Genomic DNA, 25213 nt, shown 5'->3' with positions numbered 1-25213 from the left:
GGCGCTCTGCTGCTGGAACCAGGCAGAGCCCACAGCACGAGGAGGACCAGTGACCGACACCGCGAGGGCGCGCAAGCTCGCAGACCGCATCCGGGTGGTCGTCGCGGAGACCCTGGAGCGGCGGATCAAGGACCCGCGCCTGGGCTTCGTGACCATCACCGACACCCGGGTCACCGGTGACCTGCGTGAGGCCACCGTCTTCTACACGGTCTACGGCGACGAGACCGAGCGGGCCGCCTCGGCGGCCGCGCTGGAGAGTGCCAAGGGCGTGCTGCGCACCGAGGTCGGACGGCAGACCGGGGTGCGGTTCACCCCGTCCCTCAGCTTCGTCGCCGACGCCGTGCCGGACACCGCCCGGCACCTGGACGACCTGCTGATCAAGGCCCGGCAGCAGGACGCGGAGGTGCGCAGCGTCGCCGTCGGCAAGACGTACGCGGGCGAGGCCGATCCGTACCGCAAGCCCGACGAGGACGACGACCTCGACGTCGACGGCCCCGACGAGGACGAGTAACCGTGTCCGACCTGAGGCCCGCGGGGGCGCCCGCCACCACCGTGACGGGCGCCCCCGCGGTGCCCTCCCCGCGCAGCGAGCCGACCGGCCCGCTCGGCCCCACCGAGCAGGACTGGCAGCGGCTGGTCGCCCTGATCGGCGCCGCCGACTCGATCGACCTGGTCTGCCACGTGCTGCCGGACGGCGACGCCCTGGGCTCGGCCCTGGCCGCCGGACTGGCGCTGCGCTCGCTCGGCCACGCGCCGCGGGTCTCCTTCGGCGACGACCCGCAGGTGGTCCCGGCCTCCCTGGGCCACCTCCCCGGCCTGGAACTGCTGGTCCCGGCCCGCGAGGTACCGGCGGTCCCCGAGCTGATGATCACTTTCGACGTGGCCGACCCGGCGCGGCTCGGGCTGCTGCGGCCCAAGGCCGAGGCGGCGCTGGAGCTGGTGGTGATCGACCACCACACGTCCAACAGCGGCTTCGGCACGCACCGGCTGATCGACCCGGTCGCGCCCGCGACCGCGGTCCTGGTGGACGAGCTGCTGCGGCGGCTCGGTGTGCCGCTGGACCTGCCCATCGCCACCTGCCTGTACACCGGCGTGGCCACCGACACCGGCTCCTTCCGCTACGCGGCGACCACACCGGCCACCCACGAGCTGGCCGCGCGGCTGCTGGCGACCGGGCTGCGGCACGACCTGATCTCACGGCGGCTGTGGGACACCCAGTCCTTCGGCTACCTGAAGGTGCTGGCCGCCGCGCTGGACCGGGCCGAGCTGGACCGCTCGGCGGCGGGCGGCCTGGGCCTCGTCTGGACCTGGGTGCCCTGCGCCGACCTGCTGCTGCACGGGGTCCTGCCGGAGGAGATCGAGGGCCTGATCGACGTCGTGCGCAAGGCGGCCGAGGCCGAGGTGGTGCTGGTGCTCAAGGAGGACCCGGACGGCAGCCTGCGCGGCTCCTCCCGGGCCAAGGGCGCGGTGGACGTCGCGGCGGTCTGCGCGCTGCTCGGCGGCGGCGGGCACGCCTACGCGGCCGGGTTCAGCTCCCACGACGGCGTCACCGCCACGGTGGCCCGCTTCCGCGCGGCGCTGGACACGCCCCGCTAGCGCCGCCCGCCCCACCTGACCTGTCTCTCGCCCGCCCGCCGGTCCGCGGCGGCGGTACCCATGGAAAGTCGGATCGTTGAAGCGCAAGGGAACCGGCCCCGACGGCCTGGTCATCGTGGACAAGCCCGCCGGAATCACCTCGCACACCGTGGTCGCCCGGATCCGGCGGCTGGCCGGGACCCGCAAGGTCGGCCACGCCGGGACGCTGGACCCGATGGCGACCGGGGTCCTGGTCATCGGCTGCGAGCGGGCCACCCGGCTGCTCGGCCACCTGGCGCTGACCAGCAAGACCTACGAGGCGACCATCCGGCTCGGCCAGGCCACGGTCACCGACGACGCCGAGGGGGAGGTCACCGCGACCGCCCCGACCAGCGGGGTCACCCGGGAGGCGGTGGCGGCCGGGATCGCCGCACTGACCGGCGACATCCAGCAGACCCCGTCCAAGGTCAGCGCCATCAAGATCGACGGCAAGCGCTCGTACAGCCGGGTGCGCGACGGCGAGGACGTGGAGCTGGCCGCCCGGCCGGTCACCGTCTCCCGCTTCGAGCTGCACGAGTGGCGCGAGGCGCGGGCCGAGGACGGTACCGCGCTGATCGACCTCGACGTGACCGTGGACTGCACCTCCGGCACCTACGTCCGGGCGCTGGCCCGGGACCTCGGGGACGGCCTCGGGGTGGGGGGCCACCTGACCGCGCTGCGCCGCACCCGGGTCGGGCCCTACCTGGTCGCGGAGGCGCACACGCTGGAGGCGCTGGAGTCCGGCTTCGCCGAGGCGGTGCTGCCGATCGCGGACGCGGCGGCGGCGGCCTTCCCGCGCTGGGACGTGGACGCCGAGCAGGCCCGGCTGCTGGTCAACGGCGTCCGGATCACCGCGCCCGGCCTGGACGCGAGCGACCCGATCGCGGTGTTCGACCCGGACGGGCGGTTCCTGGCGCTGATCGAGGAGCGCGGCGGCAAGGCGAAGTCGCTGGCCGTCTTCGTCTGAAGGCCCGTGAAGCCCCCTGAACCCCCCTCTGAAGCCCCTCTGAAGCCCCTTTGAAGCCTTTTCATGGGCTTTCGCTCGCTTTCTCACTCGTTCGGGCGAGCGCGCGAAGTGAACCCCGGGGGTGAGTGGGGCGCGTGGGGTCACGGGCGGTGGCGGGCGGGCAGCCTCCGGTCAGGTGAGGACCTGGCTGGGGGTGGGCGGTGCAGCGCGCCGAGGAGGCAGTGGTACGGGTGTGCGACCTCGGCGGTCGCATCCGTGGGACCGCTTTTCATGTGGACCATCAGGGCACGCTGCTGACCAGCCACGAGGTCGTGGACGGGCTGCGGGACCTGCTGCTGACCTGGCCCGGCGGCGCCACCCGGCGGCTGGCGGCCGACAGCGTCACCCCGCTGCCCGAGCTCGGGCTGGCGCTGCTGCACACCGACGCGGTGCTGCCGCCGCTGCCGCTGGCGGTGGGCCACGGCACCCGGCTGGTGTCCCTGCCGCTGGCCGAGCACGCCCTCCAGGGCGGCATCGCCGGGCTGGTGACCGCCCGCTACGCGGCGACCGAGCGCTGGCACCTGATCGCGGACGTCTGGCTGCTGGAACTCGACCAGGCCCCCTACGGACTCCCGGTCCACGCGGCCGGGACACCGGTGCTGGACGCCGAGACCGGCGCGGTCGTCGCGGTGGCCACGGTCGCGCTGCGCAGTCGCAGGCGGGGCGCGGTGCTGGCGGTGCCGCTCGGCTCCGCCGCCGGACACCGCGCGGTGGCCGACCTGCTCGCCCGCAACGCCGCCAGCGTCCCGGCGCACGGCCGGGCGCTGAACCTGGCCGGGGCGCTGGACCTCTGCGCGGCCACCCTGGGTCCGCTGACCCAGGCCGTCGCCGACCGGGTGGACCGGCCGGACGGGCTGCCCGCCGCCGGCCCGGGCTGGGACCCGGACCGGCCGGTACTGGCCCTGGTCGGCGCCCCCGGCAGCGGGCGCAGCAGCGAACTCGCGGCGCTGGCGCTGCAACGCGCCGAGGCCGCGCACCGGCTGCCCACCGTCCGACTGCGGGGCGCCGACCTGCGGGCCGGTGACCTGTCGGTGATGGACGCGGTGGACCGGGCGCTGCTGCGGGCCGAGCGGATCATCCGCACCGGCGCCACGGTCGCCACCGGGGCAGGCGCGGAGCAGGTCTGCCGGGTCGCCAACGCGGCCTGCCGCCCGCTGCTGGTGCTGCTGGACGCGCCGGAGGAGATGCCCCCGTCGCTGTACGACCGGCTGGACGAGTGGAGCGCGGAGACCGGACGGCTGCTGCGCCGCTACGGCGCCCGGCTGGCGATCGGCTGCGGCCCGGAGCACTGGGACCACGCCGGTCACCTGTTCTCCGCCGAGGACCTGCACGGCAGCGGCAGCCCGCGCGCGCTGCGGCTCGGCCCGCTCCCGGCGGACACCGCCCGGGCGGCCGCCGCCGCGCACGGACTGCCGGTCCCGGCGCCCGGGGCGGCGGCCGCCCCGCTGGCGCGGCACCCGTTGGCGCTGCGGCTGCTGGCCGACCTGCGCACGGCCGCGCCCGCGCTGGCCGCCGGGCCCGGGCCGACCCGGGCGCAGCTGTTCGGCGCCTGGATCGACCTCAGCTGCCTGCGCGTCGCGGAACGGCTGCTGCCGCCCCCGCCCGCCGCCGCGCCCGCCGACAGCGGCGCGGGCGTCCGGCGGCCCCGGGCGGCGCGGTACCTGGCGGCGGCGGTCGCCGGGCGGATGCACGAGGCGGCGCGGCGGATGCTGGGCCCGGGCGGGGGAGCGCTCAGCCCGGCCGACTTCGACGAGCTGTTCCCCGCCGACGGCGGCTGGGCCCGGGCGGTCCGGGCCGAGGGCCTGCTGCTGCCGGTGGGTCCCGGCTACCGGTTCGCCCACCAGGAGCTGTCGGAGTGGCTCCAGGGCGGCCACCTCGACCTCGGTCCGGCGCTGGACGCGCTGCTCGGCGACGGCCCGGAGCCGCCCCCGACCGCGCCGGGACCGTGGGCCGCCCCCGGCAACCGCGGTTCGCACCGGCGCGGCGGCCCGCGCGTCCAGGCCGTGCCCGCGCCCCCGCCGCCGTCGCCGCCCCCGGTGCCGCGGCCACTGCCGCACCACCGGATCGGCCCGGTCCGCGAGGCGCTGCTGCGGCTCGCCGAGGACGAGCAGCACCCCGGCGCGCTCGACCCCTGGCTCGGCCGCCTGGTGCTGCGGCTGGACGGCCCCGACGCCGCGCCGCCCGGCAGCGAGGCGTACTGGTGGACCGCCAACCTGCTGACCTCGGTCCTGCTCCGGCTGCCGGACGCCCGCCCGTACCTGCCGCTGCTGCGCGCGCTGGCCGAGCGGATGGCCTGCCGGGCCGCCGAGTCGGACGGGGAGCAGCCGCTGCCGCCCGACTTCTGGACCGGCCTGCCGCTGCCGGTCCCGGAGCTGGTCGGGCTGCTGCGGCTGCTGGTCCGCGACGCCGGGCCGCGGGCGCTGGACGCGGTGGCCGCGCTGGTCCGGGCTGATCCGGCGGCCGCGTTGCCCGCGCTCTGCGCGTGGTTCCGGGACGAGCGGGTCGCCGCGACCGCCGTCCACCTGCTCCGCTCGCACCGGCGGATCGCGCTGGACGACCTCACCGAGGCACTGGTCGCCTCCGCGCACCCGCGCGCCGACGCGCTGCTGCGGGAGCTGGCGGTGACCGAACCGTCCGCGCTGTGCCGGGCGGTGGACCGCTGGGTGCACGACCCGCGTCCGGAGCGCCATGTCGCCGCCGCCGTGCACGGGCCCGCCGTCCGGCCCGAGAGCGAGGCCGACCGCAGGCTGCTCGGCTTCGCGGCCGAGGCGCTGCTGGCCCGCGAGGCCGAGGCGGAGCTGCACGGCGCGGCACTGGCGCTGCTGGTCGCCGACCCCGGCAGCCGGGGCAGGTACCTCCCGGCCGCCGCCGCCCGCTACGCCGCCGCCGATCCGCTGCTGCGCGCGCAGGACCTGGCCGCCGCCCTGGACAGCCATCCGGACCAGGTGCTCGCCGCCTACGCGGCCCGGCTCGCGCAGCCCGGCGAGGAGGGCGCCGCGATCCTGTCGACCCTGGGCACGGCCCCGGCCCCGCGTGCCCGGGCCGCCGCGGTCCGGCTGGTCGGCGACCACCTGGAGCGCCGCCCGGAGGCCGCCGTCCAGGTGGCCGGGTGGTTGGAGGCCCGCTCCCGGCAGTGCCCGGGCGAGCGGCCCACGCTGCTGGCCTTCGCCCGCCGGATCGCCGACGGCCAGCCCGCCGCCGTCCGGGCCGCGTTCGCCTCGGCGCTGGCCGTGGATCCCACTCCGCTCGGCCGGGAACTGCTGGCGGTGCTCCGCGCAGCCGAGCCGATGCCCAGCGGCGAGCGTGCGCATGGCAGGCTATAGGGGGTAACCGACGTACGGATGAGGAGCGGTCACGGTGCAGCGCTGGCGTGGGCTGGAGGAAGTCCCCGGGGACTGGGGGCGCAGCGTCGTCACCATCGGGTCCTTCGACGGGGTGCACCGGGGACATCAACTGATCATCGGCCACGCGGTGGCGCGGGCCCGGGAGCTGGGCGTGAGCTCGGTCGTGGTGACCTTCGACCCGCACCCGAGCGAGGTCGTCCGGCCCGGCAGCCACCCGCCGCTGCTGGCCGCGCACCAGCGCCGCGCGGAGCTGATGGGCGAGCTGGGCGTCGACGCGGTGCTGGTGCTGCCGTTCACCCCGGCCTTCTCGCAGCTGTCGCCGGAGGACTTCGTCCGTCAGGTGCTGGTCGACTCGCTGCACGCGACGGTCGTCGTCGAGGGCCCCAACTTCCGCTTCGGGCACCGGGCTTCGGGCAACGTCGAGGTGCTGGCGGAGCTCGGTCGGCGGTACGGCTTCAGCACCGACGTGCTCGACCTGACGGTGCGCGGCTCGCTCGGCGAGGGCACGCCGTTCTCGTCCACGCTGGCCCGGCGGCTGGTCACCGAGGGCGACGTGGGCTCGGCCGCCGAGGTGCTGGGCCGCCCGCACCGGGTGGAGGGCACGGTGGTGCGCGGGGCGCAGCGCGGCCGTGAACTCGGCTACCCCACCGCGAACGTGGAGACCCTGCCGCACACCGCGATCCCCGCCGACGGCGTCTACGCGGGCTGGCTGACCGCCGACGGCGAGCGGATGCCCGCCGCGATCTCGGTCGGCACCAACCCGACCTTCGACGGCACCGCCCGCACGGTCGAGGCGTACGCCATCGACCGGATCGGCCTGGACCTCTACGGCCTGCACGTGAGCGTGGACTTCCTGGCGTACCTGCGCGGCATGGAGAAGTTCGACACCATCGACGCGCTGCTGGACCGGATGGCCACCGACGTCAAGCAGGCCCGCGAACTCACCGGCGTCTGAACGAACCGGCGCCCGGGCCGCAGCCAACCCCGGCCCGGGTGGGCCGGGGTGACCGGGTGGCTACCGTGCGCCTACTGCGGGCCGTAGCCCGGGCGGCCGGACCAGCCCTGCGGCTGGGTGCGCGGGAAGTCGGCGGCGACCAGGGCCGCCAGGTCGAAGTAGGCCTCGCGGGTCCTGGACTTCATCCGGCTCAGGTCCACCTCGGCCCCGGCCGCCAGGTGCTCGTCGAAGGGCACCACCACCACGCCCCGGCAGCGGGTCTGGAAGTGCGCGACGATGTCCTCGGTCCGGATCAGCTTCGCGGTCTCGCGGACCCCGGACACCACCGTGATGCTGCGCTGCACCAGGTCGGCGTAGCCGTTCGCGGACAGCCAGTCGAGGGTGGTGCTGGCGCTGCTGGCGCCGTCCACGCTGGGGGTGGACACCACGATCAACTGGTCCGCCAGCTCCAGCACCCCGCGCATCGCGCTGTACAGCAGACCGGTGCCGGAGTCGGTCAGCACGATCGGGTACTGCCGCCCGAGGAAGTCGATGACCTGCCGGTAGTCGGCGTCGTTGAAGGTGGTGGAGACGGCCGGGTCGACGTCGTTCGCCAGGATCTCCAGACCGCTGGCGGCCTGCGAGGTGAACCGGCGCATGTCCATGTAGCTGGTCAGGTGGGGGATCGCGGTGACCAGGTCCCGGATCGTGGCACCGGTCTCGCGCCGCACCCGGCGGCCGAGGGTGCCCGCGTCGGGGTTGGCGTCGACGGCGATGACCTTGTCCTGGCGCTCGGTCGCCAGGGTCGCGCCCAGGGCCATGGTGGTGGTGGTCTTGCCGACGCCGCCCTTGAGGCTGATCACCGCGATCTTGTAGCAGCTGAGCACCGGGGTCCGGATCACCGCGAGCTTCTTCCGGCGCTCCTCCTCCGCGACCTTGCCGCCGAAGCGGAAGCGGCTGCCGACCGACCGGCGCTCCTCCGGGTGGTTGCGCAGCAGCCGGTCCGAGGACAGCTCGACGGCGGCGGTGTAGCCGAGGGGCGCGCCGCTGGCGGGCCCGGGCTGCGGTTGCGGCGGCCAGGGCTGGGCGGGGGGTTGCGGCTGCTGGGCCTGCGGGACCGGCGGCGGGGTCTGGGCGGGCGCGGGCGCGGGCTGCGGTTCGGGCGCGGACTGCGGCCAGCCCCCGGCCTGCCGGGGGTCGCCGAGCAGGTGCGGCGGGCCGACCGGTGTCCACGCCTGCGGCTGTTGCGGCAACTGCGGGTAGAGCGGCTGCTCCGGCTGCTGGTACGGCAGCGGCGTCGGCGGTTGCTGGGTCGGCGGTTGCTGCGCGGGCTGCTGCTGGGCGGGCCACGGTTCCGGCGCGGCGGCCTGCTCCGGCGCGGCGGCTCCGGTCGCGGGTTCCGCCTGCGGCGACGGCTCGGGCGGGCGCTGGTCGTGGACGGCGGGGGGCGTGGCGGGCGGCTGCGGCGGCATCGGTGGCAGCGGCGGGAGTGCTGCCGGGGCCGGTTCCCAGCCCGAGTCCTGGCGGTAGGTCAGCTGCGCGGGCGGATCCTGCGGAGTGTCCCGGCCCGGGGCGGCGGGCGCCGCCGGGGCGTCGCGGACGGCCGGGGGCGCGTCGGCCGGGATCGGCGCGGCGTCCGCCGACTCCGGGTCAGCTGGGGCCGGGTCAGCCGATTCCGAATCCGCCGGGGCCGAGTCCGCCGGGGCCGAGTCCGCCGGGGTCGGCTCGGCGAGGGCCCGGACCGATTCGGGGGCGCGGAAGGCGGTGGTCGGCGTCGGAGCGCCCACCTGTTCCGCGTTCCGCAGGTACCAGGCCGGTGGCGTGTAGTCAGGAGCGTCCGACCACTCCTCGTCCTCGCCCGGCACGGCCTCGCCGGGGTGGACGTCTTCGCGATCGCTCGTCACTGCTCGTCCCTCTCGCTCACGTCCGTCGTCCACCAGGGTAGTCACTGCGCTCCTCGCCCCATCCGCCGTCCGGGTAAACCCCGGGAGCCCGGCGGGCGTCGGCGGTTCAGTCCACCCGCCGCGCCTGGCCCAGCACCTGGGCCTCCGCCGCGGTCGGGCCGCCCCGGACGAAGGCCCGGCTGCGCCGGTTGCTCCACAGCGTCACGCCGTCGCCGAGGCTCGGCAGCGCCGAGACCTCCGAAGCGGGCAGCCCCAGCACCCGCCCGGCCAGCGCGGCCTCCGACGGCGACACCCGCTGCACACCGACCACGTCGGCGGTAGCCAGCATCCGGTCCGACTCCGGGCCGAGGAAGGGCAGCAGGGTGAGCGTGGTCTGCCAGGGGCCGGGGGAGAGGCGGCTGCGGGCCGGGCGCGAGCCGCAGTCGCGGACCACCAGTACCGGCGCCGTCACCGACGCGCCCTGCGGCCCGATCCCGCCGACCGGGTGCACCGTGACGCACGGCTGGCCGCCGCCCGCGGCCCGGGCGACCGGCGTCCAGCTCTGCCCGCGTCCGGTCTCGACCACCACCCGCGCGCCGGTCGCGGCGGCCCGCAGCGCGATCAGCTGCGCCGTCCACACGCCGCCGACCAGCACCACCTCGTACGCCGTGGGCCGGAACAGGCCCAGCACCGCCGGGGTGCCCTGGCCGTCCTCGCCGATCACCACCCCGTCGTCGCCGACCGGCACGGCCACCGCCGCCAACTGCGCGCGGGTCAGCAGATGCTGCTCCCGTCGCGGGCCGCGCAGGCCGAATCCCGCCCGTGCGCGCATCAGCGGGTCCCTCCCAGCGGCAGCGTGGCCAGCAGACCAGGGGTCTGCTCGCGCTCCAACCGGACCAGGGCGGCTCCGGCCTCGGTCGCCCGCGCCTCCAACTCCGCTGCCCGCTGCTCCAGTTCGTGTTCGCTGCGGGTGGTGATCCGCAGCATGCCGGTCAGCGAGACCCTGTCGTCCGCGAGTTGGCGAACGGTCAGGCCGAAGGTGGTCGCCAGTACGCCGCTCCCGGTGAGCCGACCGACCAACTCGGGCGCCGTCGCGCTGGATCCGGTCGGATCCGGATCGAGCCGGGGCCACTGGCTGATCCAGTACGTGGTGTGCCAGCGGTCGTCGCAGCGCCAGGCGCGGACGGTCTCCGAGGTGCGCCGACCGGGCCTCGCCGCGCCGCCCGCGGCCAGCGGGTTCGCGCAGGTCGCGGTGGCCACCGCGGCGACCGCACCGGCCGCGTCCAGCACCGTCGCCCGCAGCCCGGCCCCGGTGAGGCGGTTGGCGAGCTGGTCGGCGGCGCGTTGCAGGGCCTTGCGCGCCCCCGTCTCGCCACCGCCGCGCGCCGCCACCGCGCCACGGCAGAGTTCGGGGTCGAGCCTGACGGTCACCCAGCTGAGCCGCAGCGCCGGGGTGGCCGCCGCCCCGCGCGGCAGCTGCCGGTGGGCGCGGACGGCCAGCGCCTGCTCGGGCAGGTGCGGCGCCGGGGCGGGCTGGGTGTACTGGACCACCTGGACCGTGTCCAGCACGATGTCGTCCACCGAGAGCCCGTCGGCGAGCAGCTCCAGCGGCAGCAGGCCGTTGCCGGGCGCCGGGCGCAGCGGGCTGTCCGCCGACTCGACCTGGATCACCGCGCTGAGGAAGGTGCCGTCGCCGAGCATGCCGATCTCCCGGCGCTCGCCCCGGGCCGAGGAGCGGTCGGCGGCCCGTCCCTCCTCCAACGTGTGTGCCACGGCGCGCAGCGCGGGCTCGCACTCCAGCACCGGCACCAGTGCCGGATCGGTCTGCGGATCGACCGGATGCGCCGCCGAGCGCCGTCGGCGGCTCCGCATCGCGCCGCGCACCCGCAGCTGCTCGCCGACGCTGAGGCCGTTCCGCGAGAGCAGCGCGGCGGCCAGCAGCGGGACCGCGACCACGCCGCAGCCGACCAGCGCGATCCGGTCCACGGCCAGGCCGATCAGCACCAGCGCGGCGGCGGCCTCGACCAGTACCAGTTGCGGCAGCCGCAGCGGGCCGAACCGGCCGGGCCTGGGTCGGGTCCGCACCGTCACCGGCGCGGACGACGACCCGGGCTGCGGGGCCCGCGGGCGCGGTGCGGCAGTCTTCGGCATCCCCCGTGGCAACCTCTCCGCTCGCACGCACCTGCCGGAACCGGAAGCCGGTTGGCTGACCGACTTACCGTACCCGTACGGTACTTAGCGTTCGCGCAGGACGGTTGGCGCCGTGGGCAACGGAACGAGGGGGACGGGGACCGGGGCATGGCATCTCGCCGGAACGAGTTGAACGCCTACACCTTCTCGCGGCGGCGTACCGTGGCCGCCTTCCTCCAGCCGTCGAGCGGCGGCGACGAGGAGGACGCGCCGCGCGCGCTGCGCGCCGTCGTCCCCGGCCTGGTCGTCGCCGCGCTGGCGGTCGCCGGGTTCGGCGCCTACGGGCTGATCCGGCCCTCGGCCCCGCTCAACTGGCAGAAGGCCAACGCGGTGATCGTCGGCAAGCAGTCGACCACCAGGTACGTGGTGCTCGGCGGGGTGCTGCACCCGGTGCTGAACATCGCCTCGGCCCGGTTGCTGCTGGGCGTCGGCTCCAGCGTGGTCGACGTGGACGACTCGGTGCTGGACTCGGGCCAGGTGCCGCACGGCGCGCTGGTCGGCATCCCGTACGCGCCGGACAGCCTGCCGACCGCCAAGGACGCCGGGACGGCCAAGGTGTGGGCGTACTGCGACCAGCCCGCGGCCGGGGGCCAGGGCGGGACCGACCAGAAGCTGTTCGTGCTCGGCGGCTCCGACGGCGCGGCGGTCTCCGGCAGCGGCAGCCTCGACCCGCGCCACGCGCTGTACGTGCGGGGCCCGGACGGCACGGACTACCTGGTGGACGCGAGCGGGACCACCCACGTGCTGGCGGCCGGCGGTACCGGCGCGGACCGCGGGCAGCGGCAACTGCTGCTCGCCACCGCCGCGTTCGGGGCGACCGTGGGCGCGCCGCAGCCGGTCGGCGGCGCCTGGCTGGCCACGCTGCGCGGCGGCGATCCGATCGGCTTCCCGAGGGCCGACATGCCCGGCTACGGCGGCCCGGCCCCGACCGTGATCGACGGCGCGCCGACCACGGTCGGCGAGACCTTCCAGGTACGCGCCGACAACGGCCAGGTGCTGCACTACGTGGTGCTCGGCGACGGTGTCCACCGGGTGTCCGACTTCACCGACCAACTGCTGGTGGCGATGTCGGGCCGGACCGGGCCCACGGTGCTGGCGACGGCGGTGCCCGGCGCCAACGCGAGTCCTCCGTTCGAGGGAGCCAGGGACTGGCCGCAGGACTCCGTCACCCAGACGAACTCGGCGACCTCCGGCGACGGCACCACCGTGGCGTGCTCGGTCTACACCGGCCGCACCTCCGCCTCCGGCGAGCCGGAGCTGGGCCTGTGGGCGGGCCAGTCGTACCCGGTCGACAGCACCTCGGGCACGGCCGGGGTGTACGTCACCCCGGGCACCGGACTGCTCTACCGTCAGGTCACCGGAACCAGCACCGACACCGGATCGGTGGATCTGCTGACCGACACCGGTCTGCGCTACCCCGTACAGATGAACGGGGACAGCAACGCCGGACCGGTCGACCGGCCGTCGCCGAGCACCGGCGACGGATCGGGTACGGATGGTCAGCAGACCGACGATGCCCAGGCCAGGCTGGGTTACGCCGGTGTGGTGCCGAGCCCGGTGCCGTTGTCGTGGTCGTCGCTGCTGTCCTCGGGGCCGAACCTGAACACCGCGGCGGCCGAGCAGCAGCAGGGTTCCTGAGGCCTCTCGCGCTGTTGGGCACGCTCCCGGCGGCGGCTAGAGTGCCTGGGGACGCCGCGCTGCGGCGTCGGCCGGACGGGATGCGACCGGGCGCCCGGCTCCGTTGTCTGTCTCATGGGGGACGATGCATATGTCGGGTCAGTTCACAACCAGTGCCGACGACATGAAGCGGTTCTCGGCGCACATCGATGACGTGAACAGCCAGATCCAGCAGGAGCTCAAGCGCCTCGAAGGCGTGGTCAGCACGGTCGCCGGCGGGTGGAGCGGCAGCGCCGCCATCGCCTACCAGAACCTCCAGACCCAGTGGAACACGGACGCGGCGAAGCTCAACACCGTGCTCGGTGAGATCAAGGACGCGATCGACGCCACCTCGGCGCAGTACACCAGCACCGAGGGCGAGCAGAGCTCGGCGATGAGCAACATCACCGCCGCACTCGGCTGACATTCCGTCAACTCACCGCCGCTGAACCAAGTCCGGGAGATCCCATGTCCACGCCCATCAAGGTCACCTTCAACTCCATCACCGACGCGGCCGGCGACGTCCGCAGCACCGCGGCCAACGTGCAGGCGCAACTGGACGCCCTCAAGGCCAGTGTCGCCCAGGTCGCCCAGAGCTGGGACGGCGTCGCGCAGGAGAAGTACCAGGCCCGCCAGGCGGAGTGGAACAGCACCGCGGCGAACCTGCACGAGGTGCTGCTGAAGATCGCCTCCGCGTTGGAGACCGCCGCGGAGAACTACCAGGCGACCGAGAACAAGAACGCCGGTATCTGGGGCGCCTAGCCGCGCCGCACCCGTCCGTGTGCCGCCGCCGACCGGTGGCGCACGGGCACCGCACCGCCGCCAGCCGTCGCACCCCGGGGGAACAGAGCTCCTGTGAACAGGCACCGCCGCCGCAAGGGCCAGGCCCTGGTGCCCGCGCTGCTCGCCGCCGGGGCCCTGGCGCCGCTCCTGGCCCCGGCCCCGGCTCCGGTCACCGCCGCCGCGCCGCCGCGCACGGTGACCGACTCCAGCGGCCAGTGCGCCTTCCCGGCCGCCGACATCAGCGGCAACCCGTGGTCCCTGCAACGGGTGCTGCTAACGGAGTTGTGGAGCCACGCGACCGGCCGCGGGGTGACCGTCGCGGTCATCGACACCGGGGTCAGCGACACCAACCCGCAACTGCGCGACGCGGTGGCCGCCGGTCCCGACTACCTCACCGGCCAGGGCGGCGACGCGCTGACCGACCCGGACGGCCACGGCACCATGGTCGCCGGGATCATCGCGGCGCGGCCCTCCAGTGCCACCGGGTTCGTCGGACTCGCCCCGGGCGCACGGATTCTGTCGATCCGTCAGAACGACGCGCAGGGCGACGGCACGCCGGACACACTGGCCGAGGCGGTGGACGCGGCGGTCGCCGCCGGGGTCGGCGTCATCAACATCTCGCAGGACGTCACCGAGAACGGCAGGCCGGTCCCGGTCGCCGCCGACAGCGAGCTGGCCCGCGCCGTGGCCAGGGCCGTCAGCCGGAACATCGTGGTGGTGGTCGCCGCGGGCAACGAGGGCCTGTCGCTGCCGACCTACCCGGCCTCGCTGCCGGGCGTGCTCGGGGTCGGCGCCTCGGACCGCGACAACGAGCGCGCCGCGGACTTCTCCGAGACCGGCGGCTCGGTGGACGTGGCCGCGCCCGGCGTGGACATGGTCTCCACCGTGCCCGGCGGCGGACAGTGCGTGGACAGCGGTACCAGCTTCGCCGCCCCCTACGCGGCCGCGGTGGCCGCGCTGCTCAAGCAGCTGCATCCGCGGTGGACGGCGGCGCAGGTCATCGCCCGGATCGAGCAGACCGCGCAGCGCACCGACCCGGGACGCAACGACTTCATCGGCTGGGGCGTGGTCGACCCGGTGGCCGCCGTCTCCGACAGCGCGCCCCCGGCCGCGGCGGCGGTGCCGGACCCGGCGACCGCCGACCCGGCGCCGCCGGTGCGGGCCCGCCCGCTGGGCCTGGGCGACACCGCGGCGGCCCGCGCGCGGCGCACCGCCGTCTACATCCTCTGCCTGGGCGCACTCGCGGTGGCGGTCACCGCCGGTACCGCGATAGTCCTGCGCGATGCCCGCCGCCGCCCGGCGGCCTGACAAACGCCGGCCGTCCGACACCGCCCAGAGACCAGTCGTCCCACAGAGATCAGTTGTCCCACAGAGACCAGCCATTCCACAGAGACCAGCACGGAGATCCCGCGTGACCCACTCCGGATTCCGGACCGAACCGGACCAGCTCGACGCCCTCGCCGACGCGCTGCTCCAGGCCGGGAACTCGCTCCAGGGCGCGCTCGACGCCCTGCGCGACACCACCGCCGCGAGCCTCGGCACCGATCGCCTCGACCGCGCCTGCGAGGAGTTCCAGCAGGACTGGCACGACCGGCTGCGGCAGCTGCGGCAGCAGGCCGACGACGCCGCCGAGGGGGTGCGCGGCAGCGCCCGGAGCTACCGCGGGACGGAGCACGGCCTGCTCGCGACCCTCGCGGCGGCCTCGGTCCCGCCGCCGGTCCCGCTGCCGATCCCGCTGCCGGTCCAGTTGTCCGGGGGCGACCGGTGAGCGACTGCGGCCTTCCGGGGCCCGCCTACCCCGGCATCGGCTTCGATCCGACCCCCGGCGATCCGGCCGGGGTCGCGGAGCTGCGGCAGCGGCTGGCCGGGGCGGGCGCCTGGCTGGACGACGCCCGCGCCCTGGTCGAGCGGGTGGCCGCGGCCGAGGGGCCGCACTGGCAGGGCGGGGCCGCGACCGCCTTCCGTGAGCACGTCCGGGACGGCCTGGCCCCGCGGCTGGGCGCCGCCCACGACGCGCTGCGGCACGCCGCCGACCAGCTCCAGGACTGGCACACCGACCTGCTCGACCGCCAGGCCCACGCCCGGCGCCTGGACGACGCCCTGCGGCGGCTCCGGGCCACCCCGCCGCCCACCGCCGCCCAGGAACCGGGGGACGGCGACGGCAGCGCGCTGGAGGCGGCGGCGCTGGCGGCCGACCGGGCCGGGCAGGAGGCGGACCGGTTGCTCGCCGAGGCCGGGGAGCTGGAGCGGGACCACGCCGCCGACGCCGCCCGGATCGCCGCCGGACTGGACGCCGACCGGTCGGCCGCCGTCCCGCCGGGCCCGGGGACGCTCGACACGGTGCTGGCGGGGCTGTCCGGCGCCGCCGCCGACCTCGCTGACGGGCTGTACCGGCACGCGGGCACGGTCAGCGCGGCGTCCGGCCTGCTGGCGCTGTTCCCCAGCCCGCTGACCCCGCTGCTGGCCGGGATCGCGGTGACCACCGGCGCGGTCCAGCTCGGCGAGGACGTCGGCGACCCGGGGCTGTGGGCGGCGCTGTGGCCGCCGCGTCCCGGCCTGGACAGCGTGACGGCGGCGGTCACCCTGGGCGGTGACGCCGCCGGGGTGGTCCCCGGCCTCGCCGCCGTCGCCCGGGGCGCCTCGGGCACGCTCCAGGGGCTGCGGGCGGCCACCGCGGCGGGCCGCGCCGTCCCGGTGGAGACCGCGGCCGGGTCCTTCCTGCGCGACACGGTGACCGTGTTCAGCCGCGCGGCCCGGGCCGAGGCGGCGGTGCGGCCGCCGCCGGGCGCCACCGCCGAGGAGGCGGCCGCGCGCCGACGGCACCTCCTGGTCGGCCGGGGCGTCGCCGCCGCCGGGTTCGGCAGCGCGCTGTACGACGAGGCCACCCGGGGGAACGCGGCCGGTCCCGGGGCGCCCCGATGACCGGCGCGGCGGCCGTCAGCTGCGGCCTCCCGGCCGGCTTCCACTGGCTGGAGCTGCGTCCGGAGCGGGTCAGGCTCGACCGCTTGGACGAACTGCTGGCCGGGATGCCGGACGCGCCGCAGGGGCGCCCGGCCGAGGTGTTCGCGGACTACGAGCGGGCGCTGGCCGCGCTCCGCGAGCAGGACGTGCTGCTCTGCGCGCTCGGGCTGCACCAGGACGCCCGGGGCGCGGTGTGCTCGTCGGTGCTGACCCTCACCGCCCGGCCGCTGGCGGGGGCCGCGCCCGGGGCGGTGCTGGCCGAGCTGCGCGCCCGCGCGGCGGGCGGAGCGTCGGCGGCGGGCGCGCTGTCGGTGGAGCTGCCGCTGGGCCCGGCGCTGCTGCTGGAACGGCGGCAGCGGGCGGACGCCGGGCGGTGGCTGTGGAGCGGCACGGTGGCGGTGGTCGGCGCCGCCCAGGACCGGGTCGCGGTGCTCCAGCTCAGCTCCGCCGCGAGCGAGCTCGCCGCCGACTACCGGGCGGTGCTGCTCGGCACCGCGCACACCCTCGGCTTCGCCGCCCCGGAGCCGCCGCGCTCCCGGATCGCGGACGCCCTGGGCTGAGCGACCGGTGGGCCCGGACGGGCGAGGACCCACGACCCCCGGCGGGGTCGTGGGTCCTCGCGGCCCGGTCCGGGAACGGGGTCAGGCGGGCTGCTGGTCGTCCTCGGGGACGGTGATGATCCAGCGGGTCCCGGCGCGCGGCCGCAGGTAGAACACCCAGTACAGCAGCGAGGCGACGGTGATCCCGCCGGTGATCAGCAGGTCGCTGACCGCCTGCTGGCTGAGCACGTAGAGCAGCACGGCCAGGATCACGATCGGCACGGCCGGCCACAGCGGCATCCGCCAGGCGGCGGTGTTGTGCTTGTGCGCGCCCCGGCGGGAGGCCAGCGCGGCGACCGCGACGAATCCGTACAGCAGGGTCACCGCGACGCCGGTGACGTTGGTCAGGGTGTCGACCGGGACGAAGCACAGCACCGCGCCGGGGACGCCCACCGCGAGGGTGGAGATCCAGGGCGAGCCGAACTTCTTGCTGAGGTCGGTGAAGGCCCGGTTGACCGGCTCCGGCCAGGCCTTGTCCCGCGCCGAGGAGTACAGCACCCGGGAGTTCTGGATGACCATGACGATCGCGGCGTTGATGATCGCCAACGCGATGCAGAGGCTGACGAAGGTGCCGACGGCGGAGTTGCTCCAGGCGGTGACCATGCCGCTGATGTCGCCGGCGTCCAGCGCGGACATGCTGGGCGCGCCCAGGGTGATCGCGATGGTGGGGACCAGGATGACGGCGGAGCCGATGCCCAGCGTCCACAGCACCGTGCGCGGCACGGTGTGGCTCGGGCGCTCCATCTCCTCGGCCAGGTAGACGGCGGTGGAGAAGCCCTGGGTGATGAACAGCGCGGTGGCCAGCCCGGCGATCATCGTCCCGGCGGTGACCACGTTCATGTGGCCGTGGTCGCCGAGCAGCTGCGGGTGCAGCATCACCGAGGCGGAGCGGTTCGAGTGGGCGAAGCCCAGGCAGGCGACCAGGGCCGAGGCGATGACCTCCAGGCACAGGAAGATGCCGGTGATCCAGGCGTTGGCGCGCAGGTCCAGCAGGCCCATCACGGTGGCGAGCAGCATCACGGCCGCCCCGGCCACGTCGGCGTTGACGTTGAACAGCGGCGCCAGGTACTGGGCGGTGCCCAGGGCGATGATCGGCGGCACGATCAGGACCACGATCAGCGCCTGGATGAACGCCAGCCAGCCGGTGCCCTTGCCGAGGGTGCTGCCCGCCATGGCGTACTCGCCACCCGCGCTCGGGATCAGCGTCCCGAGCTCGGAGTAGCAGAACGCCACGCCGACACAGATCACCATGGCGATGCTCAGGGCCAGCGCGGTTCCGGTGCCGAGGACGGCGAAGGAGCCGGGCACGATGACGAACAGCGACGACGCCGGGGTGAGGCAGGACAGGGTCAGCAGGGTTCCGCCGACGACGCCGATGGAGCGCTTGAGCTTCTGCGGCTCGGCGGCGTCGCCGCCGGCGGGGGAGGTCGCGTCGACGGAGTCGAGCGGGCTCAGCGTGTCGGTCATGTGCGTTCCGATCGGATCGGTGGGGCCTTGAGCGGGAAGAGCGGTATCGCCTCCGGTCGGTCGGGTCAGCTGTTGCGAACCTGGCGCTCTCCGCGAGTCATAAAACCCCCGCTGTTAACAACACGTCAAGGGAGCATTTGCTTCGGATTTCGTTGCCGTGAATCGCTACCACGACGAATCTGATGGCGACTCAGCAGTTCAACCCATTTGATCCAAATGTCCGAACGCCTTCGGATCGAATGTCTGTAGCCGATACAACCTCTGTATATGGGCATTCATTCCTGTAGTGACCATGTATCGCGGTGTCAATCCAAGATCTTTTCCCGTGGCGACAAAGCGGCCGCCGAGTGACGTATCACTCAGCGGCCGCTACGGATCGGACTGTCCCGGTCCGGATAACGATCTCGACAGCGGTGACCGCGCGCGGTCACCGAGCGTGGTCAGCGCACCGGCAGCCACCCGGTCTGCACCGTGAACGAACCGCGCCGCCGGGTCACCAGCACGCCCCGCCCCGGCGGCATCCGCTGCGGCCTCACGTTCCCCAGCAGCACGCCCTCGTCCTTCTCGCCGGACATCACGATCCCCTGCGTCCCCAGCTCCCGCAGCCGCTGTAGCACCGGCTCGTACAGCGCCCGGCCCGCGCCGCCGGAGCGGCGGGCGATGATCAGGTGCAGCCCGACGTCCTTGGCGAACGGCAGCACCTCCAGCAGCTGCGTCAGCGGGTTGCCGGAGGCCGTCGCCACCAGGTCGTAGTCGTCGATCACCAGGAACAGCTCCGCGCCCGACCACCAGCTGCGGTCCCGCAGCTGCTCCTGGGTGACGTCCGGACCGGGGATCCGGCGCTCCATCGAGCCCCGGATGTCGGTCAGGAACGCCTGTAGCGCGGGCTGCGCCGCCGCGTACTCCAGCAGGTGCGGGGTGGCCACCTGGCCCAGCAGCGCCCGGCGGTAGTCGCCGATGACGATCCGGGCCTGCTCCGGGGTGTACTGCTCGGTGATGCCCTGGAGCAGCAGCCGCAGCAGCGCGGTCTTCCCGGCCTCGCCGTCGCCGAAGACGACGAAGTGCGGGTCGGTCCGGAAGTCGACGAAGACCGGGGCCAGCGCGGACTCGTCCACCCCGATCGCGATGCCCAGCCGCGGGTGCTCGGCGGCCTTCGGCAGCTGCTCGGCGGGCAGCAGCTCGGGCAGCAGCCGCACCTGCGGCGCGCGTGGGCCGCCCCAGCCGCCGCCGACGGCGGTGACCAGCGCGGCCAGGCCGTCGGCCAGGTCCTCGACCGAGGTGGAACCGTCGATCCTCGGCAGCGCCCCCAGGAAGTGCAGCTTCTCGGCGGTCAGCCCGCGCCCCGGCACCCCCGCCGGGACGTTCACCGCGGCCTTGCGGTCTATCTCGGACTCCATCGCGTCGCCGAGCTTCAGCTCCACCCTGGTCTGCATCAGGTCCTTCAGCGCCGGCCGCAGCTCGCCGTAGCGGGAGGCCCCGACGACCAGGTGCACGCCGTAGGCCAGGCCGCGCTGGGCGAGGTCGGTCACCACCGGCTCCAGCAGCTCGAACTCCTGCCGGAAGGTGAGCCAGCCGTCGACCACCAGGAACACGTCGCCGTACCGCTCCTCCGGCAGCAGGCCCTGTCGGCGGCGGGCGCGGAAGGTCGCGATCGAGTCGATGCCCTGCGCCCGGAACACCGCCTCGCGCCGGGTGACCAGGCCGGAGACCTCGGCCACCATCCGCCGGACCTTCTCCGCGTCCAGCCGCCCGGCCACCCCGCCCACCTGCGGCAGGCCCTCGACCTGAAGCATCCCGCCGCCACCGAAGTCCAGGCAGTAGAACTGCACCTCGGCCGGGGTGTGGGTGAGCGCGAAGGCGCCGATCATCGCCCGCAGCAGGGTGGACTTGCCCGAGCGCGGACCGCCGACCACGATCCCGTGACCGGCCGCGCCGGAGAAGTCCAGGTACATCAGGTCGCGCCGCTGCTCGAACGGCCGGTCGACCAGCCCGATCGGCACCGCCAGCCGTCCGGCGGCCGGGTAGTCGGCCGGTGCCAGGCCCCGGTCGGCGGTGGTCGTCAGCGGCGGCAGCAGCTGGTCCAGCGCCGGGGCTTGGTTCAGCGGCGGCAGCCACACCTGGTGCGCCGGTGGGCCCTGGCCCGCGAGCCGGGCGACGATCACATCGAGCACGGTGTCGGCGAGCGCGTCGTCCCGACGCGGGGGCCGCGGCGGCTCCAGCTCGTGCGACGGCAGCAGCGGCAGCGCCACCGGCGCGCCGGTGAACAGCACCGGCTGCTGCCGCCGGGCCCGGCCCGGCGCCCGCCGCGGGCCCCCGGAGCGGTGCGGACCCGACACGTAGGCGGCCTTGAACTGCGCCATCACGTCGGTGCCGAACTTGAGGTAGCCCACCCCGGGCACCGACGGCAGGTGGTACGCGTCGGGCACGCCGAGCGCCGCCCGGGACTCGGCGGCGGAGAAGGTCCGCAGCCCGATCCGGTAGGAGAGGTAGGTCTCCAGGCCGCGCAGCCGCCCCTCCTCCAGCCGCTGCGAGGCCAGCAGCAGATGCACCCCCAGCGACCGGCCGATCCGCCCGATCTGGATGAACATGTCGATGAAGTCGGGCTTCGCGGTGAGCAGTTCGCTGAACTCGTCGATGATCAGCAGCAGCGAGGGCAACGGCTCCAGCGGGGCCCCGGCCGCCCGGGCCCGCTCGTAGTCGTGCACGTTCGGGTAGTTCCCGGCCGCGCGCAGCAGCTCCTGGCGGCGGTTCAGCTCGCCGGTCACCGCGTCCCGCATCCGGTCCACCAGGGTCAGTTCCTCGGCCATGTTGGTGATCACCGCCGAGGTGTGCGGCAGGTCCGCCATCCCGGCGAAGGTCGCGCCGCCCTTGAAGTCCGCGAGCACGAAGTTCAGCGTCTCCGAGGAGTGCGTCATCGCCAGGCCCAGCACCAGCGTGCGCAGCAGCTCCGACTTGCCGGAGCCGGTGGCGCCCACGCACAGGCCGTGCGGGCCCATGCCCTCCAGCGCCGACTCCTTCAGGTCCAGCACCACCGGCTCGCCGCCCGCGCCGAGCCCGATCGGCACCCGCAGCCGCTCGTGCGCCGCCCGGGGCCGCCAGGTCCGGGAGACGTCCACGGCGGCGGCGTCGCCGACGCCCATCAACTCGGTGAAGTCCAGGTTGGCCAGCAGCGGCTCGTCGCTGTCGCCGACCGAGGCCCGCAGCGGCGCCAGCTGCCGCGCCAACGCCTCCGCCTGCCGACCGCTCAGCGTGTCCGGACGCCCCCGGTAGACCGCGCCGCGGCCCGCGACCAGCCGCATCCGCTCCGGCTCGACCAGCACCGACAGGCCGCCGCGCGGCTCGTCGAGCTCGCCCGGCACCACCTCGACCACGGTCACCCCGTGCAGCCCGTCGGCGCCGGCGAGCCCCCCGGCGAGCAGCGAGTCCGGGCCGACCGGGGCCCGGTCCAGGACCACCACCAGGTGCTTCCGGTCGAGGACCGGCGGGGCGTCCCGGCTGAACCGGGGCCGCCCGGCCAGCTCCTCGGCGAGCAGCCGCTCCAACTCGTCCAGCGAGTGGCAGATCAACCGCAGCGAGCCCGCGCCGTCGGCCTCGGTCGGGTGCTGGACGTGCGGCAGCCACTTCACCCACTCCCACTCGGGGGCCGCGCCGGGCGCGGCGGCGACGCCGACCACCAGGTCGTCGGGCGAGTGCAGGGTGGCCAGCTGCGCCAGCGCGGCACGGACCGTGCCGTACACGCTCTCCGGGTCGCCGGACACGGTCAGGTGGTGGAACGCCCGCAGCGAGACCGCCAGCGGCAGCTCCGGCAGCGAGCCGTGCACCGCCAGGAAGCTCTTCATGGCGGCGGCGGTCAGCGGCTCCAGCTCCTCCCTGGGCGCGGTCCGCGGCGCGACCAGCGGGGTGGCCAGCCGCTGCGGCCCGGTGCCGATCCGGGCCTGGCCGAAGTCGGCGTCGCCCGGGCGGCGCTCCCACAGTCGGCTGCCCTCGGCCACCACCGACCACAGCTGGTCCGGCGCCGGGTGCAGGTACAGCTGCGCGTCGCGCTGCAACGCGGCCGTACGGCGCACCTCTCGGCGCAGCTGCGCCAGGTACTTGAGGTAGTCGCGGCGCTCGTCCTCCAGGTCCTCGCCGCCGCCCTTGCGTGAGCTGTTGAGCTGCGCGACCGCCATCGCCACGGTCGAGGCGACCATCAGCCCGCCCATGACCTTCATGATCATCTGACTGCCGGGCAGGAAGAAGAAGGCAGCGGACCCGCCGGTGGCCAGCATCGGCAGCAGCGACTGCCACCACTGGCCGCCCGCGCCGCGCGGCAGCTCGGGCGGCGACTCCAGCCGTAACTCCTCGCCGGGGACCGCGGGCGGGTGGGCACGGGGTGGTCGCTTGACGGTTACCACGCTCAACTCGCTACCAGCCCTTGTCTGATCGAGTGTCATCGGTTCGTCGCAGGGGCCAGATCCTATCGACCGCGCCCCGGTCCCGAACGGCCGCCGACCCGTCGCCGCCACGATCGTCCGCACCGGAACGGTGCGCTGTCGGCGGGGGCCGGTAGGGTGAACCGCCGCACACGGTCACCAAGGGTCACCCGGCCGTGGCGCGGGCATGCCGTCAGCACGCACACGGGGGAGGGCTCGCGGTGAACACCAGCGCCGGCACCGGCTTCTGCCGGGTCACCGTCGTCGCACCGGACAGCCGGATCGATGTCGCCCTGCCCGAGGACATCCCGCTGGCCGACGTCTTCCCGGAGCTGCTGCGGCTCTCCGGCCAGAGCCTGCCCAAGGGCGCGCCCGCCGGATTCCACCTGGTCCGCCGCGACGGCACGGTGCTCGACAGCAGCCTGTCGCTGATCGCCCAGCAGGTCCGCGACGGCGACCTGCTCAGCCTGCGCCCCTTCGCCGACTCGCTGCCCGGGGCCGTCTACGACGACGTCGCCGACGCCGTCGCCACCGCCGTCGGCGCCGACCGCGGCCTGTGGAGCCGGTCGCAGCTGCGCACCGCGGGCCTGGTCGGCTCGGTCCTGCTGCTCGCGCTGCTCGGCCTCGCGCTCTGGTCCAGCGACCTCGGCCACGACATGCACTCGCTCCCGGGCCTGATCAGCGGCCTGACCGCGGTCCTGCTGACCGCGCTGGCGGGGGTCCGCGCCCGGGTCTACGACGACCGGGGCTCCGCGCTGGCGCTCGGCCTGGCCGCGCTGCCGCACGCGCTGATCGGCGGCTCCGGCATCCTCGCCCCGACCCTCGGCCAGGGCCCGGGGCGGATCCAGTTCCTGGCCGGATGCGTCGCCGTGCTGGTGGTCTCGGTGCTGCTGGCCACGCTGCTGCCGAGCGGCGACGCCCCCTTCGTGGCCGCGGTACTGGTCTCGGCGGCGGGCACGGCCGCCACCTTCGCCGCCGTCCTCAGCGGCGCCTCGGCCGGCGAGGCGGCCGCCGTCGCGTCCGTCGCCGCGGTCGCCCTGCTCGGCTTCCTGCCGCAGTTCTCCGCCCGCTTCGCCCGGCTGCCGGTCGCCTTCCACGCCCCGCAGCAGCCGACGGGCCGGGGCGAGCCGGACGCCGAGGCGACCGAGGGCGCCGACTACGCCCGGATCGCCGCCCGCGCCCGGCGCGGCCACGAACTGCTCGGCGGCCTGGTCGGCGGCTGCGCCGCGGTCGTCGTCGGCGGCGCGGCGGTGCTCTCGTTCACCGACAGCCGCTGGCCGGAGCTGCTGGCGCTGGCCCTGGGCCTGGCCGCGACGCTGCGCGCCCGGCTGTTCCGGCACACCCCCCAGGTGCTGTGCCTGCTGGTGGCCGGGATCCTCGCGCTCGGCCTGCTGATCGTCGGGTTCTCGCTGAACCTGCCCCGCTTCCTCTACCGGAACCTCGGCGACACCTCCGCCGTGGACGTCCACACCGTCGCCCTGGCCGCCGCCGTCGCGCTGGGCGCGGGGGCGCTGGTCGCGGTCGCGCTGGTGGTCCCGGCCCGGGGCGTCTCCCCGTTCTGGGCCCGGATCCTGGACCTGGTCGACGGCCTGGTGCTGGCCGCGCTGATCCCGCTGGCGCTGGCGGTGCTGGACGTCTACGCCAGAGTCCGGGGCCTCGGCTGAGGGCCCCGGACCGGAGGAGGCCGTCGGGGCCTCGGCTGAGGGCCCCGGACCGGTGGACGCCGTCGGGGCCTCGGCTGAGGGCCCCGGACCGGTGGACGCCGTCGGGGCCTCGGCTGAGGGTCGGCCGGAGGCGCTGCTAAAGTGCCCGCCCCACGCTGGTAAGCTGGCCGGGACGGACACGCCTGCGGCCCCTGCGGGGCCAGAGCGGGTCCCGACCGCCGGGCCTCATCCGTTCCTGTGAAGCAGACCAGGGACACCCGGCACCCATCATCGCAAGGAGTTGCTGCCGTGGCCCTCGACGCCGCTGTCAAGAAGCAGATCATGGACGAGTTCGGCACCAAGGAGGGCGACACCGGCTCCCCCGAGGTCCAGGTCGCCATGCTCAGCCGCCGTATCTCGGACCTGACCGAGCACCTCAAGACCCACAAGCACGACCACCACTCGCGTCGTGGCCTGCTGCTGCTCGTCGGCCAGCGCCGTCGTCTGCTCCAGTACCTGGCCAAGAAGGACATCGAGCGCTTCCGTACCCTGGTCGACCGCCTCGGCATTCGCCGTGGCGCGGCCGGTGCGGCCCGCTAGTACCTCGCCTGGGGGCGGCTCCCGAACGGGAGCCGCCCTTCGGCACATCCTGGCCCAGTCGAGGCATCTCCTGACCTGACAGGAAAAATGATTGGGCAGGGCGCGCACGTGGGAAAGACCA

Annotated in this window: 19 protein-coding genes; 14 read left to right on the top strand and 5 right to left on the bottom strand. The window is 75.3% G+C overall.

The window, feature by feature from the left end:
- Positions 1 to 49 precede the first annotated feature (49 nt).
- The 5 genes from rbfA to GXP74_RS32520 all read left to right on the top strand — a co-directional run bounded on the left by rbfA (position 50) and on the right by GXP74_RS32520 (position 6919).
- On the top strand, positions 50 to 511 hold the full coding sequence (gene rbfA / locus GXP74_RS32540; protein ID WP_182454847.1) for a 30S ribosome-binding factor RbfA: 462 nt from the start codon (positions 50 to 52) through the stop codon (positions 509 to 511).
- A 2-nt stretch (positions 512 to 513) separates the two neighbouring features.
- Positions 514 to 1596, top strand: coding sequence for a bifunctional oligoribonuclease/PAP phosphatase NrnA (locus tag GXP74_RS32535; protein WP_225448363.1), 1083 nt, complete (start codon positions 514 to 516; stop codon positions 1594 to 1596).
- Positions 1597 to 1672: 76 nt separating this feature from the next.
- Positions 1673 to 2581 carry a tRNA pseudouridine(55) synthase TruB gene (truB, locus tag GXP74_RS32530; RefSeq protein WP_182454846.1) on the top strand — a complete coding sequence of 303 codons (909 nt, stop codon included), beginning with the start codon at positions 1673 to 1675 and terminating at the stop codon, positions 2579 to 2581.
- Between the two features lie 272 nt (positions 2582 to 2853).
- Positions 2854 to 5943 (top strand): serine protease, encoded by a 3090-nt coding sequence (locus GXP74_RS32525; protein WP_182454845.1) that lies wholly within the window; start codon positions 2854 to 2856, stop codon positions 5941 to 5943.
- Between the two features lie 34 nt (positions 5944 to 5977).
- Positions 5978 to 6919 (top strand): bifunctional riboflavin kinase/FAD synthetase, encoded by a 942-nt coding sequence (locus GXP74_RS32520; RefSeq protein WP_182454844.1) that lies wholly within the window; start codon positions 5978 to 5980, stop codon positions 6917 to 6919.
- Positions 6920 to 6990: 71 nt separating this feature from the next.
- On the opposite strand, the gene GXP74_RS32515 is transcribed toward GXP74_RS32520, so the two are convergent.
- From GXP74_RS32515 to eccE, 3 genes are all read right to left on the bottom strand, one after another.
- Positions 6991 to 8802 (bottom strand): MinD/ParA family protein, encoded by a 1812-nt coding sequence (locus GXP74_RS32515; RefSeq protein ID WP_182454843.1) that lies wholly within the window; start codon positions 8800 to 8802, stop codon positions 6991 to 6993.
- Between the two features lie 106 nt (positions 8803 to 8908).
- Positions 8909 to 9613 (bottom strand): hypothetical protein, encoded by a 705-nt coding sequence (locus GXP74_RS32510; RefSeq protein WP_182454842.1) that lies wholly within the window; start codon positions 9611 to 9613, stop codon positions 8909 to 8911.
- Positions 9613 to 10932, bottom strand: a complete 1320-nt coding sequence (eccE, locus tag GXP74_RS32505) for a type VII secretion protein EccE (RefSeq protein ID WP_182454841.1) — start codon at positions 10930 to 10932, stop codon at positions 9613 to 9615. The genes GXP74_RS32510 and eccE overlap by 1 nt, the downstream gene beginning before the upstream one ends.
- A 147-nt stretch (positions 10933 to 11079) precedes the next feature.
- Between eccE and eccB the strand changes: the two genes are divergently transcribed.
- The 7 genes from eccB to GXP74_RS32470 all read left to right on the top strand — a co-directional run bounded on the left by eccB (position 11080) and on the right by GXP74_RS32470 (position 16931).
- Positions 11080 to 12609: a type VII secretion protein EccB gene (eccB, locus tag GXP74_RS32500; protein WP_182454840.1), complete on the top strand. Its 1530-nt coding sequence runs from the start codon at positions 11080 to 11082 to the stop codon at positions 12607 to 12609.
- Between the two features lie 130 nt (positions 12610 to 12739).
- Positions 12740 to 13051 carry a WXG100 family type VII secretion target gene (locus tag GXP74_RS32495; protein ID WP_182454839.1) on the top strand — a complete coding sequence of 104 codons (312 nt, stop codon included), beginning with the start codon at positions 12740 to 12742 and terminating at the stop codon, positions 13049 to 13051.
- A gap of 44 nt (positions 13052 to 13095) precedes the next feature.
- Complete coding sequence (locus GXP74_RS32490) at positions 13096 to 13389, top strand: WXG100 family type VII secretion target (RefSeq protein WP_182454838.1); 294 nt, start codon at positions 13096 to 13098, stop codon at positions 13387 to 13389.
- Positions 13390 to 13482: 93 nt separating this feature from the next.
- Positions 13483 to 14718 (top strand): type VII secretion-associated serine protease mycosin, encoded by a 1236-nt coding sequence (gene mycP, locus GXP74_RS32485; RefSeq protein WP_225448362.1) that lies wholly within the window; start codon positions 13483 to 13485, stop codon positions 14716 to 14718.
- Between the two features lie 103 nt (positions 14719 to 14821).
- Positions 14822 to 15178, top strand: a complete 357-nt coding sequence (locus GXP74_RS32480; protein WP_182454837.1) for a hypothetical protein — start codon at positions 14822 to 14824, stop codon at positions 15176 to 15178.
- Complete coding sequence (locus tag GXP74_RS32475) at positions 15175 to 16332, top strand: WXG100 family type VII secretion target (protein WP_182454836.1); 1158 nt, start codon at positions 15175 to 15177, stop codon at positions 16330 to 16332. Before GXP74_RS32480 ends, GXP74_RS32475 begins: the two co-directional genes overlap by 4 nt.
- Entirely contained in the window at positions 16329 to 16931 is a 603-nt protein-coding gene (locus GXP74_RS32470; protein ID WP_182454835.1) for a hypothetical protein, read from the top strand. The genes GXP74_RS32475 and GXP74_RS32470 overlap by 4 nt, the downstream gene beginning before the upstream one ends.
- An 81-nt stretch (positions 16932 to 17012) precedes the next feature.
- Here the strand turns inward: GXP74_RS32470 and GXP74_RS32465 are convergent, their stop codons facing one another.
- Both GXP74_RS32465 and eccCa read right to left on the bottom strand, forming a co-directional pair.
- Positions 17013 to 18437 carry an APC family permease gene (locus GXP74_RS32465; RefSeq protein ID WP_182454834.1) on the bottom strand — a complete coding sequence of 475 codons (1425 nt, stop codon included), beginning with the start codon at positions 18435 to 18437 and terminating at the stop codon, positions 17013 to 17015.
- A 440-nt stretch (positions 18438 to 18877) separates the two neighbouring features.
- Positions 18878 to 22837: a type VII secretion protein EccCa gene (eccCa, locus tag GXP74_RS32460; protein WP_182454833.1), complete on the bottom strand. Its 3960-nt coding sequence runs from the start codon at positions 22835 to 22837 to the stop codon at positions 18878 to 18880.
- Between the two features lie 233 nt (positions 22838 to 23070).
- On the opposite strand from eccCa, the gene eccD reads away from it, so the two are divergent.
- Together eccD and rpsO are read left to right on the top strand one after the other, a co-directional pair.
- Positions 23071 to 24513, top strand: coding sequence for a type VII secretion integral membrane protein EccD (gene eccD / locus GXP74_RS32455; protein WP_182454832.1), 1443 nt, complete (start codon positions 23071 to 23073; stop codon positions 24511 to 24513).
- Between the two features lie 288 nt (positions 24514 to 24801).
- Positions 24802 to 25092 carry a 30S ribosomal protein S15 gene (gene rpsO, locus GXP74_RS32450; protein WP_030265570.1) on the top strand — a complete coding sequence of 97 codons (291 nt, stop codon included), beginning with the start codon at positions 24802 to 24804 and terminating at the stop codon, positions 25090 to 25092.
- The last annotated feature ends 121 nt before the right edge of the window (positions 25093 to 25213 follow it).

The organism is Streptacidiphilus sp. P02-A3a (assembly GCF_014084105.1).
GTDB lineage: Bacteria > Actinomycetota > Actinomycetes > Streptomycetales > Streptomycetaceae > Streptacidiphilus.
Note: the sequence above shows the minus strand (reverse complement) of the source record. Positions and strands in the feature narration are given on the sequence as shown.